This is a genomic window from Pseudomonas sp. W2Oct36 (assembly GCF_041060465.1).
Classification (GTDB): Bacteria; Pseudomonadota; Gammaproteobacteria; order Pseudomonadales; family Pseudomonadaceae; genus Aquipseudomonas; species Aquipseudomonas graminis_B.
In genome coordinates this window covers 1-12,241 of sequence record NZ_JAUERW010000008.1, presented here as the reverse complement: position 1 = coordinate 12,241, position 12,241 = coordinate 1, and the positions used below count along the sequence as shown (strand labels likewise).

The window sequence follows — 12,241 nt, the reverse complement described above, 5'->3', positions numbered from 1 at the left end:
AGTCATCGATCCACAGTGATCGGAACCCCAGCCTGTTTTTCCCCGCGCCCTCGCTCCCTAGCATGGCTCCACTCATTACGGTGGAGCTTTCCCCATGCACGACTTGCCCGTTGTTTCGACCCACGTGACGCCCATGTCCTCGGCGTCCCCCTCTTGGCGCGAGTGGCTGTCGGTGTATTCCGTGGCCTTGGGCGCGTTTGCCTTTGTGACTGCCGAATACCTGCCGGTGGGCGTTCTGCCGCAGATCGCCGAAAGCCTTGACGTCACCGATGGGGTGGCGGGGCTGATGGTCACCGTACCGGGCATCGTCGCGGCGATCTCCGCGCCGGCGATCATCCTGGGTGCCGGGCGCATCAACCGCCGGCTTCTGTTGCTGTTGCTCAGCCTGCTACTGGTGCTGTCGAACCTGATCTGCGCGGTGTCACCGTCGCTGCCGATCATGCTGCTGGGTCGCGGGCTATTAGGGATTTCTCTCGGCGGCTTCTGGGCCGTGGCGATTGCGGCGGCCGGGCGTCTGGTCAGCGAGTCGAGGGCGGCTAAAGCCACGGCGCTGATCTTCGCCGGCATCACCCTGGCGACGGTGTTCGGGGTGCCCTTCGGGACCTTCGTCAGCACGGTCTTTTCATGGCGCATGTCCTTCGTCGTCACCGCCGGATTAGGCTTGATCGCTCTCGCAGCGCAGGCCATCACCCTGCCCTCGCTGCCTTCCAGCGAAGGACTCAAAGCCCGTGCGCTGCGGGCATTTCTGTCCCGGGGCACAGCGCGGCGCAGCATGCTGTTGCTTGGCACCGTGGTCGCCGCGCACTTCACCGGCTACACCTACGTCGCGCCGTTTCTCGGCCAGTACGCCGGGTTCTCGCCCAACGCGATTACTGGGGTGCTGCTGGGTTTCGGGCTGGTGGGCATGCTGGCGAACTTCGCCATGGCCGGGACCCTCACCGCGCATTTGCGCGCGTCGCTGGGCGCCGTGATTGTGCTGATGGTGCTGGCGCAACTGGCGTTGCCGCATTTGCAAGGCGTCGGCGTGATGCTGGCGGTGCTGGTGTGGGGGGTGGCCTATGGCGCGATTCCGCTGGGCGTCAGCAGCTGGATGCAACTGACCTCGCCGCAGTTGCCGGAAGCCAGTTCGGCGATGCTGGTGACCATGTTTCAGGTGGCGATCGCCTCGGGCTCGCTGTTCGGCGGGCTGATGGTCGATCACCAGGGCGTGTCGGCGGCGCTGTGGCTGGGCGCGGGTTTGGGGCTGCTGGGCCTGGCGGTGATGCTCAGCTTCGGTGTCGCCCGGGCGCCTATCGCTCAAGCGTTGCAGCGCTGAGTCAGCCCTTGAGGATGTTGTCCTTGAAATAGTCGATCAACACCCGCAGCCGAGGGGCCGTCTGCTTCGACGCAGGCCAGAGCATCCACAGGTTGCCGGTGTGGTCGGTGTAATCCCCCAACACTACCTTCAGCCTGCCGTCGGCCAGCGGCGCGCGGATGGAAAAATCCGGCAGGCAGGCAATCCCGACGCCATCGATCGCCAGATGCGCCAGCGGGTCCGTCGTCGTGCAGGTCAATGCCCGCGAGAGGTTCGGCTGAATGTGCGTGTCGCCGACGCGCAACGGCCAGCGCTCGATCATCCCGGTGGCCGGAAACTTGTGCAGCAGGCAGGTGTGGTGAATCAGCTCGTCGGGGTGCGCCGGTTCACCGTAGCGTTCCAGGTACGCGGGTGATGCCACCAATTGCAGCTGAAAACCGCCGAGCTTGCGCGCGGTCAACCGCGAATCCTGGGGCGCGCCGGTGCGGATCACGGCATCGAAACCCTCCTCGATCACGTCCACCATACGGTCGGACATGTCCACTTCCAGCTCGATGTCCGGGTAGGCGCGCATGAACCCGGCCAGCACCGGCATGATCAGTACGTTCTGAATCGGCACGCTGATGCGCACTTTGCCGCGTGGGGTGGCGGACAGCTCATGCAGTTCCAGTTCCGCCGCTTCGACCTCGCTGACGATGCGCTTGCAGCGATCGAGAAACAGCTCGCCTTCGGTGGTCAGCGTCACGCTGCGGGTACTGCGATGGAACAGCCGCACGCCGAGGCGCTCCTCCATGCGCGCCACGCTCTTGCCCACGGCGGACGACGAGATTTCCAGCAGACGCCCCGCTTCGGTGAAGCTGCGGGTTTCGGCCACGGTGATGAACGCCGTGATGCCGCTGAGACTGTCCATCATGGGTGGTGTGCTCTTGGATGGATGAAAGTGATGCATCGTTGGGTGAGACGGGTTGTAGCACTGACTGTGGGGCTGACTCCAGACCGGATTGCGGGACCGGCGATGAACACGACCGTGGGGCGGCTTTAGCCGGAAAGGCGTCGGATGGCGCACTGCAAAAGTGGGGGGTGAATGCAATGGCCCCTTCCCGGCTGAGGCCGGTCCTACGAACAGCATTGCGTGTGTCCAGTCAGTTCCATTACAGATTCCATGCGCCGAGGGACCGGCTGCGGAACACCGTTGTGGGGGCGGCTTTAGCCGGGAAGGCGTCGGATGGCGCGCTGCAAAAGTGGGGGTGAATGCATTCGCTTCTTCCCGGCTGAGGCCGGTCCTGCGAACAGCATTGCGTGTGTCCAGTGGGGTGAGCTGCAGCCTTGCCAAAGCATGCTTCATGTTCAGCTCCGATTAAGTATCCGGGCGCTAACTTATGAAAACGGCCACCCAGCCTGTCAAAAAAGTTCAACGGAGGAATTAAAGCAGATCCGCAGTTCGGCTGCTTATAACACCCTACCGATAACTGCCGGCATGCTGAGCCCAAGCTGTCTGAGCACGAAATAACAGTCAGATGTTTAAACATGACGCTTCTAACCACGGCAATACTCGAACAACCGTCATATCCAGCTGATAGCCCCGTATCCATTGGCTATCGCTCCATGACGAACACACGGAAATGTTACGCGTCACGAACGTTATTTTCATATGTGCGAGATTAATCTCCAGATCGGGTGATACCGGAACAACGTAATCAGATCTCATCATCTGATGACTCAGTTACATAAATGACACGATGCCCAACGGCACCGTTATGAATACCTGCACGTGTTTTAAATAACTTCCCAGGCGGTGCATGTTAGCGCCAGCGGACGGGTGTGTTCAAAACTTGAACTTCAGTGGGACGTTCTCATTATGAATGAGGCTTTTCTTCCTTTTTCCCGCCCCAGTATCGGCGATGAAGAAGTAGCGGCCGTAACCCGCGTGCTGCGCTCCGGCTGGATCACCACGGGCCCCGAATGCCAGCAGCTCGAAGCGCAGTTCGCCGAGCGGGTCGGTGCCCGGCATGCCATCGCTGTTTCCTCCGCAACAGGTGCCATGCACATCGCCTTGCTCGCCCTGGGCGTCGGCCCCGGCGATGAAGTGATCACGCCTTCGCAGACCTGGGTCTCGACGGCCAACATGATCTGCCTGCTGGGCGCCACCCCGGTGTTTGTCGACGTTGACCGGGACACGCTGATGACCGACGCCGATTTGATCGAACAGGCCATCACCCCGCGCACCAAAGCCATTGTGCCGGTGCATTACGCCGGCGCCGCCTGCGACCTCGACCCGATTTACGCGCTGGCGGAGCGCCACGGCATCGCGGTCATCGAAGACGCCGCCCACGCGGCGGGCACGGGCTACAAGGGCATGCCGGTAGGCAGCCGCGGCACGGCGATCTTTTCCTTCCATGCCATCAAAAACATGACCTGCGCAGAGGGCGCGATGGTCGTCACCGACGATGCCGTGCTGGCCGATCGCGTGCGCCAGCTGAAATTCCACGGCCTCGGCGTCGATGCCTACGACCGCCTGACCCTGGGCCGCAAACCCCAGGCTGAAGTCATCGAGCCGGGCTTCAAATACAACCTGGCGGACATCAACGCCAGCATCGCCCTCGTGCAATTGCACCGGCTGGATCACATCAACGAGCAACGCCGCCGGCTGGCCAGCCACTACCTGGACCGCCTGGCAGGCAGCCCGGTCATGCCACTGGCGCAACCCGTGTACCCGCAACAGCACGCCTGGCACCTGTTCATCCTGCGCATCGACCCCGAGCGCTGCGGCCTGGACCGCGACGGATTCATGAAGGCCCTGCAAGAGCAGCGCATCGGCACCGGCATTCACTTCATCGCCACGCACCTGCACCGCTATTACCGACAGCGTTTCCCGAACGTGCACCTGCCGAACACCGAGTGGAATTCGTCGCGGCTGTGTTCGATCCCGCTGTTCCCGGACATGACCCGCGACGATGTCGAGCGGGTGGTCGGGGCCATTGAATCCATCGTGGAAGCGCGCCCTTGAAAGCCTATCCCGTCCGCTATGTGTCCATCGTCATCCCGGTCTACAACGAGGAACGAAGCCTGCCCGAATTACTGCGCCGCACCGAGGCCGCCTGCGCCCTGATCGGTCACGCTTTCGAAATCGTGCTGGTGGACGACGGCAGCCGCGACGCCTCGGCCGAGCTGCTTCAACAGGCCGCCGAGCGACCAGGCAGCCCCGTCGTGGCGGTCATTCTCAACCGCAATTACGGCCAGCACGCGGCGATCATGGCCGGCTTCGAGCAGTGCAAGGGCGACGTGGTCATCACCCTGGACGCTGACCTGCAGAACCCGCCGGAAGAGATTCCGCGCCTGGTGCGCCTCGCCGAACAGGGTTACGACGTGGTCGGCACGGTGCGCAACCAGCGGCAGGATTCCGCCTGGCGGCGCTGGCCGTCGAAACTCATCAACCTCGCCGTGCAGCGCTCCACCGGCGTGGCGATGAACGACTACGGCTGCATGCTCCGCGCGTACCGGCGCAGCATCGTCGACGCCATGCTCGCCTGCCGGGAGCGCAGCACCTTCATCCCGATTCTGGCCAACAGCTTCGCCCGGCACACCACGGAAATTCGGGTCGAGCACGCCGAACGCGAACACGGCGATTCCAAGTACAGCCCCATGCGCCTGATCAACTTGATGTTCGACCTGATCACCTGCATGACCACCACGCCCCTGCGGCTGCTGAGCATCGTCGGTTTCGGCATGGCGATACTCGGCGTGCTGTTCGCCTTGGCGCTGGTGGTCCTGCGGCTGATCTTCGGCGCGCCCTGGGCCGGGCACGGCACCTTTGTCCTGTTTGCGGTGCTGTTCGTGTTCACCGGCGGCCAGTTCATCGGCATGGGCCTGCTCGGAGAATACCTCGGACGCATGTACAGCGACGTGCGCGCACGGCCGCGTTTCTTCATTGAAAAGGTCGTGCGCCGCACCGCTGTTTCCAGCGCCTACCCGGTCAACTCCTCCCCCTCTGCTGATGCCCACAAGGTCGCACCATGAACCAGAAAGCGGTTGTTTTTGCTTACCACGATATTGGCTGCGTTGGCCTGCAGGCCCTGCTCGCCGCCGGGTATGACATCGCAGCGGTGTTCACCCACGGCGATGACCCCAAGGAAACAACCTTCTTCGGCTCGGTGGCGCAACTGTGCGCGCTGCACGGGGTCGCCGTGTACGCGCCGGAAGACCCCAATCACCCGCTGTGGGTTGAGCGCATCACCCGGCTCGAACCCGATTTCATCTTCTCCTTCTACTACCGCCAGCTGCTCGGCGAACCGTTGCTGGCCTGCGCGAAAGACGGCGCGTTCAACCTGCACGGCTCACTGCTGCCCAAATACCGTGGCCGGGCGCCGGCCAACTGGGTGCTGGTGAACGGCGAAAGCGAGACGGGCGTGACTTTGCACCAGATGGTCAAACGCGCCGACGCAGGCCCCATCGTCGCCCAGCAGCGGATCTCGATCAGTCCGACTGAAACGGCCCTGACCCTGCACGGCAAGTTACGTGAAACCGCCGCAGACCTGCTCTCGGACACCCTGCCATTGCTCGCCCAGGGCCGGTTGCCGGGCACACCCCAGGATGAATCCGCCGCCACCTGTTACGGCCGGCGCAGCGCTGCCGACGGTCTGATCGACTGGTCGCTGCCGGCCACCCGGCTGGGCAATCTGGTCCGCGCGGTGACCCAGCCCTACCCCGGCGCGTTCTGCCCGGTGGGTGAGCACAAACTGATTGTCTGGGCCGCCCGCGCAGAGACCGCTTATACCGGCGAAGCCCCCGGCACGGTGCTCGGTTGCGAGCCGTTGCGCATTGCCTGCGGCGAAGGCTCGCTGGTGATCAACGCCGGCCAGCGTGGCGACAACGGCCTGTACCTGAGCGGCGCGCAACTGGCCCGTGAGTTCGGTCTGGTGGAGGGCTCGCGCTTGCAGGGTATGGACCCGCGCCGCCCGGTCCGACGCACCCGCGTGCTGATCCTCGGGGTCAACGGCTTCATCGGCAATCACTTGTCCGAACGTTTGCTGCAAGACGACCGCTATGAAATCTATGGCATGGACATCGGCTCGGATGCCATCGAACGCCTGCGGACCAGGCCGAACTTCCACTTCATCGAAGGCGACATCAGCATCCACTCCGAGTGGATCGAGTACCACATCAAGAAGTGCGACGTGGTGCTGCCGCTGGTGGCCATCGCCACGCCCATCGAATACACGCGCAACCCGCTGCGGGTGTTCGAGCTGGACTTTGAAGAGAACCTGAAAATCGTCCGCTACTGCGTCAAGTACAACAAACGGGTGATCTTCCCGTCGACCTCGGAGGTGTATGGCATGTGCCAGGACGCCAGCTTCGACGAAGACACCTCGAATCTGGTGGTCGGCCCGATCAACAAGCAGCGCTGGATCTACTCGGTGTCCAAGCAGTTGCTCGACAGGGTGATCTGGGCCTACGGGCAAAAAGGTTTGCAGTTCACCCTGTTTCGCCCGTTCAACTGGATGGGGCCACGGCTGGACCGCCTGGACTCCGCGCGCATCGGCAGCTCTCGGGCCATTACCCAGCTGATTCTGCACCTGGTCGAGGGCACGCCGATCCGGCTGGTGGACGGCGGCGCGCAAAAGCGCTGCTTCACCGACGTCGTCGACGGCATCGAAGCCCTGGCGCGGATCATCGAAAACAAGGGCGGGCTCTGCAACGGCCAGATCATCAACATCGGCAACCCCGACAACGAAGCCAGCATTCGTCAGCTGGGCGCCGAGTTGCTGCGTCAGTTCGAAGCCCATCCGCTGCGCGACAATTTCCCGCCGTTTGCCGGTTTCCGTGAGGTCGAGAGCCAGTCGTTCTACGGCAAGGGCTATCAGGACGTCAGCCACCGCAAGCCGAGCATCGACAACGCCCAGCGGCTGATCGCCTGGACACCGACCATCGAGCTGAGCGAAACCATCGGCAAGACCCTGGACTTCTTCCTCCGGGAAGCCATGGCCGAGAAGGCCGAACCGACTGTCAGCACCGGCGCACGCAGCTGATGAAGGCCGGTCTGCGCATCGACGTCGACACCTGGCGCGGCACCCGCGACGGCGTGCCGCGTTTGCTGGACCTGCTCGACGAAGCGCAGGTCAAGGCGACGTTTTTCTTCAGCGTCGGCCCGGACAACATGGGGCGCCATCTGTGGCGTCTCGCGCGGCCGCAGTTCCTCTGGAAAATGCTGCGCTCCCGGGCGGCCAGTCTGTACGGCTGGGACATTCTGCTGGCGGGCACCGCGTGGCCCGGCAAACCCATCGGTCGCGATCTCGGGCCGCTGATGCGCCGCGCTCAGGAGGCCGGTCATGAAGTGGGCTTGCACGCCTGGGATCACCACGGCTGGCAGGCCAATGCCGGGCGCTGGAGCGAGGCCGAGCTGAGGGATCAGATCCAGCGCGGCGTTGACGTTCTCAGCGATATTCTCGGCCACCCGGTGACCTGCTCCGCCGCCGCCGGCTGGCGCGCCGATGAGCGGGTGGTGCAGGCGAAAGAGGCATTCGGTTTTCGCTACAACAGCGACTGCCGGGGCACCTCAATATTCCGCCCGGTGCTGGCCGATGGCGCGCCGGGCACGCCGCAGATTCCGGTGGACCTGCCGACTTACGACGAACTGATTTCGGCGCAACTCGACGCCCAGGCCTTCAACGAAGACATCCTCGGGCGGTTTGCGGCCTGGAAGCTGAACGTCTACACCGTTCACGCCGAGGTCGAAGGCATCGTCATGGCCCCTGGGTTCCGCGCGCTGTTGAGCGAGGCGAAAAACCATGGCGTCGACTTTCAGCCCCTCGGCGCGCTGTTGCCGGACAGACTGGATCACTTGCCCGCGGGCCAATTGGTCCGCGGGGCGTTGCGCGGTCGCGAAGGCTGGCTGGGGGTGCAGCGATGATCAAAGCCGAACATCGCAACATCGCCCTGCTGGTGCTGGCCTTCGCCGCGTTCTATCTGCTGCCGCTGGGGTCCCACGGGTTGTGGATTCCCGATGAGACCCGCTACGCCCAGATCAGCCAGGAAATGCTCCACAGCGGTCACTGGGCCGCGCCCCATTTCATGGGCCTGCGCTATTTCGAGAAACCCGCTGCGGGCTATTGGCTGATTGCCGTCGGCCAGGCCATCTTTGGTGAAAACCTGTTTGGCGTGCGCATCGTGTCAGCGCTGAGCAGTGGCCTGAGCGTGGTGCTTGCTTACTGGCTCGCCGCGCGGATGTGGAACGACCCGCGCAAGCGTTTCGCCAGTGCGCTGCTGTTCATGAGTTTCGCCTTTATTGCCGGGCAAGCTGGTTATGCCAACCTCGATCCTCAGTTCACCCTGTGGTCCAACCTGACGCTGGTCGGGTTCTGGTGCGCCGTTCACCGCAGCGGGCGTGCGCGACTCGGCGCCTGGACGTGGATCGGTCTGGCCTGCGGCATCGGCTTCATGACCAAAGGCTTTCTGGCCTGGGCGCTGCCGGTGATGATCACCCTGCCCTACATGCTCTGGCAGCGGCGCCTCGGCGAGCTGCTTCGCTATGGGCCGCTGGCGGTGTTGATCGCCATCGTCGTGAGCCTGCCGTGGGTGCTCTCGGTGCATGTTGAGGAACCGGACTTCTGGCGATTCTTCTTCTGGCATGAGCATGTGCGACGCTTTGCCGGAGCCGATGCCCAGCACGCCGAACCCTGGTGGTTTTACCTGCCACTGTTGGTGGTGTCGTGCCTGCCGTGGGCTGTGTTGCTGCCGGTCACGTTCCGCCAGGCCTGGCAGCGCAGGCGTCGACCCGACATCGGCTTTCTGCTGCTGTGGCTGCTGGTGCCGCTGGCGTTTCTCAGCGTCAGCAACGGCAAGCTGCCGACGTACATTCTGCCGTGCCTGCTGCCGGTGGCGCTGTTGATGGCCGATGGGCTGATCGAACGCCTCAAGCAAGGTCAACTCACCGCGTTGCGCGTCAACGGCTGGCTGAACGCGGCCGCCGGCTTGATCGGGTTGGGCGTGTTGCTCTGGCTGCAACTCCAACAGCCGGTGTACGTCCACGAACCGCTGAACCTGCTGTTGGCGATCATCGTGTTGATCGGCTGGTGCGCGAGCAATGCGCTGCAAGGCCTGCGCCCGATGAAGTATTGGGCCGCACCGGCGCTGGGCAGCTGGCTGCTGGTGGCGTTGTTGCCCGCGGCCCTTCCCTATGACGTGGTGCATAACAAGACGCCTGACCAGTTTGTGCTTGCCCATCAAGCGCAACTGGCAGCGAGCACGCACTTACTGAGCAATGATCTGGGCGCTGCGTCAGCACTGGCGTGGCGGCTTAACAGAACCGACGTGTCGTTTTTCAACACCTGGAACGAACTGGATTACGGGCTGGGCTATCCCGACGTCACAGGGCGCGAAGTCACCCTTAAGGGGATTGATGAGTGGATGACCCAAGCTCGCCGCGAGGGTCAGGTCGGGGTGGTCATGCGCGGCAGAAGTGACGAGGAGCTGAGCGAGCTCGAACTGCTGCCCAAGGACGCCGAGCGCTATGACGAAGGCAATCTGATCATCCTCATTTACGGGAAGTCAGCGCCATGACCTGGCTGCTGCTGTTGGCCACCTGCGGGCTGACATGCCTGGGCCAGGTCGCGCAGAAGTGCGCGGTGGAGCGCTGGGGCGGCACGTTCCCCGGCGTGCTCGCGGCCGCGCGCGCGTTCTGGTTGTGGCTGGCCGTGGGCTGTCTGGGACTGGGCCTCGTCGGCTGGCTCCTGGTGTTGCAACGCCTGGAAGTCGGCATCGCTTACCCGATGCTGGGCCTGAATGTGGTGCTGATCACCCTCGCCAGCCGGTTCGTTTTCAAGGAATCCATCGACGCCGTGCACTGGTTGGGCGTCGCGTTGATTCTGGCAGGCGTTGTGCTGCTGGGGCGTCAGGCATGAGCCGTTCAAGCATTTGCCAGCCGGGCAGGAGGCGCGGGGCGACCGCGTGGGCGATGGGCAGCGTGGCGCTGGTGAGTTCGGCGCAGCTGGGCATGCGCTGGGGCATGAGCCGTCTGCCCTCCCCTGATGCCTGGCCGGGTTTGCGCGGGCTGACACAACTGAGCCCTTTCGCCGTGCTGGTGATCGGCGCCGCGATCATTGCCTATGGGCTGTCGATGCTCGCCTGGCTGCTGGCGCTGCGCGACCTTCCGCTGAGTCGCGCCTATTCGCTGCTCAGCGTCAGCTACGGGCTGGTGTATGCCCTCGCCGCGGCGCTGCCATTTTTCCATGAGACGTTCACGGTATCGAAAACTTTGGGCGTCATCCTGATCGTGATGGGCGTGCTGACCATCAACCTTCGGCGCATTTCCAGCACTCCTCCACAGGGCTTTTCTTCATGAGAATCAGCGTTTTCGGTAGCGGGTATGTCGGGCTGGTGCAAGCCACCGTGCTTGCTGAAGTGGGCCACGACGTGGTCTGCATGGACATCGACCAGGCCAAGGTCGAGCAGTTGCGGCAGGGTCAGGTGCATATTTTCGAACCGGGGCTGGCCGGCCTGGTGCGCGAGAACCTGGAGAACAAACGCCTGCAGTTCACCACCGACACGCAACGGGCGGTCGAGCACGCCGAGGTGCTGTTTATCGCCGTCGGCACGCCGTCCCGCGATGACGGCTCGGCAGACCTGACGGGTTTTTTCGCCGTCGGTGATGCCATCGCGACGTACCGCTCGGAGCCGCTGATCATCGTCGAGAAGTCAACGGTGCCGGTGGGCAGTGGCGACGCGTTGCGCGGTCATATCGACAAGGCGCTGCGCCAGGCCGGTCGCTTGCTGCAGTTCGATATCGTCTCCAATCCGGAGTTTCTCAAAGAGGGTTCGGCGGTCAACGACTGTCGGCGCCCGGACCGCATCGTCATCGGCTGCGACAGCGATGCCGTGCGCAAAGTCATGCGCGAGCTGTACGCGCCGTTCAACCGCAACCATGACCGGATCATGTTCATGGACCTGCGCAGCGCCGAGCTGACCAAGTACGCAGCCAATTGCATGCTGGCGACCAAGATCAGCTTCATCAACCAGATCGCCGAACTGGCCGAACACCTGGGCGCGGACGTTGAGTCAGTGCGGCTGGGCATCGGCGCGGATTCGCGGATCGGCTACGACTTCATCTACCCCGGCTGCGGTTACGGCGGCTCGTGCTTCGGCAAGGACATTCGCGCGCTGATCCACAGCGCCCGGGAAGCCCATTGCTCCAACGACCTGCTGGCGGTGGTCGAGGCCATCAACGAGCGGCAGAAGAACAAGCTGTTCGAGCGGGTGAACGCCTTTTACGAAGGGGATCTGCGCGGCAAGACGTTCGCGCTGTGGGGCCTGGCGTTCAAGCCAAACACCGACGACATGCGCGACGCGCCCAGTCGCGTGCTGATGGAAGCGTTGTGGGACGCCGGCGCCACCGTGCGCGCGTTCGACCCCGAGGCCATGCAGGAGACGCAACGGATTTACGGCCACCGCAGGGATCTGATTTTGATGGGCACGCCGGAATCCACGCTGAACGATGCCGATGCGTTGATCGTTTGCACCGAGTGGCAGCAGTTCAAGGCCCCGGATTTCGAGCTGATCCAGCAACGCCTCGCTGCGCCGGTGATCTTCGACGGCCGCAACCTGTACGACACCGAACGCCTGGCCCAGAGCGGGTTTCACTACTTCCCGATCGGGCGCGGGGAATCCTGCGAGCTGCCGATCCCGCAAAAGCAGTGGATGCCGTACAAAAGTGTGGCGGGTGGTTCGATGGTGTAGCAGCCGACCCCTTCCCGGCTAAAGCCGGTCCCACAGTAAGGGCCCGGCGCCAGCCCCGCGGAATGCACGCGATGCTTTTAGTAGGACCGGCTTCAGCCGGGAAGAGGCCTTTTTGTGCGCCACAAGATTGCAGTGGTCTAATTTCCCCGGACACCTCGATAAGTGGAAAATACATTTATCGAGGTGTCTTTCATGACTAGAAAACGCAACAGGTTTGAC

General features: G+C 63.5%; 9 protein-coding genes and 1 pseudogene. 9 read left to right on the top strand and 1 reads right to left on the bottom strand.

The window, feature by feature from the left end:
* Positions 1-94: 94 nt before the first annotated feature.
* Positions 95-1,315 carry an MFS transporter gene (locus QWI18_RS12880; protein ID WP_369318990.1) on the top strand — a complete coding sequence of 407 codons (1,221 nt, stop codon included), beginning with the start codon at positions 95-97 and terminating at the stop codon, positions 1,313-1,315.
* A gap of 1 nt (position 1,316) precedes the next feature.
* Here the strand turns inward: QWI18_RS12880 and QWI18_RS12875 are convergent, their stop codons facing one another.
* Positions 1,317-2,204, bottom strand: a complete 888-nt coding sequence (locus tag QWI18_RS12875; protein ID WP_369319065.1) for a LysR substrate-binding domain-containing protein — start codon at positions 2,202-2,204, stop codon at positions 1,317-1,319.
* A 948-nt stretch (positions 2,205-3,152) separates the two neighbouring features.
* Here QWI18_RS12875 and arnB point away from each other — a divergent pair.
* From arnB to QWI18_RS12835, 8 genes and pseudogenes are all read left to right on the top strand, one after another.
* Entirely contained in the window at positions 3,153-4,301 is a 1,149-nt protein-coding gene (gene arnB, locus QWI18_RS12870; RefSeq protein WP_369318989.1) for a UDP-4-amino-4-deoxy-L-arabinose aminotransferase, read from the top strand.
* Positions 4,298-5,311, top strand: coding sequence for an undecaprenyl-phosphate 4-deoxy-4-formamido-L-arabinose transferase (gene arnC / locus QWI18_RS12865; RefSeq protein WP_192130425.1), 1,014 nt, complete (start codon positions 4,298-4,300; stop codon positions 5,309-5,311). The genes arnB and arnC overlap by 4 nt, the downstream gene beginning before the upstream one ends.
* Positions 5,308-7,320, top strand: coding sequence for a bifunctional UDP-4-amino-4-deoxy-L-arabinose formyltransferase/UDP-glucuronic acid oxidase ArnA (gene arnA, locus QWI18_RS12860; RefSeq protein WP_369318988.1), 2,013 nt, complete (start codon positions 5,308-5,310; stop codon positions 7,318-7,320). Before arnC ends, arnA begins: the two co-directional genes overlap by 4 nt.
* Complete coding sequence (arnD, locus tag QWI18_RS12855; RefSeq protein WP_369318987.1) at positions 7,320-8,201, top strand: 4-deoxy-4-formamido-L-arabinose-phosphoundecaprenol deformylase; 882 nt, start codon at positions 7,320-7,322, stop codon at positions 8,199-8,201. The genes arnA and arnD overlap by 1 nt, the downstream gene beginning before the upstream one ends.
* Entirely contained in the window at positions 8,198-9,850 is a 1,653-nt protein-coding gene (gene arnT / locus QWI18_RS12850; protein ID WP_369318986.1) for a lipid IV(A) 4-amino-4-deoxy-L-arabinosyltransferase, read from the top strand. Before arnD ends, arnT begins: the two co-directional genes overlap by 4 nt.
* Complete coding sequence (locus QWI18_RS12845; RefSeq protein WP_369318985.1) at positions 9,847-10,191, top strand: EamA family transporter; 345 nt, start codon at positions 9,847-9,849, stop codon at positions 10,189-10,191. Before arnT ends, QWI18_RS12845 begins: the two co-directional genes overlap by 4 nt.
* 53 nt (positions 10,192-10,244) lie before the next feature.
* Positions 10,245-10,650 (top strand): annotated as a pseudogene (gene arnF, locus QWI18_RS12840) (4-amino-4-deoxy-L-arabinose-phosphoundecaprenol flippase subunit ArnF).
* Entirely contained in the window at positions 10,628-12,022 is a 1,395-nt protein-coding gene (locus QWI18_RS12835; RefSeq protein ID WP_369318984.1) for a UDP-glucose/GDP-mannose dehydrogenase family protein, read from the top strand. Before arnF ends, QWI18_RS12835 begins: the two are co-directional and overlap by 23 nt.
* The last annotated feature ends 219 nt before the right edge of the window (positions 12,023-12,241 follow it).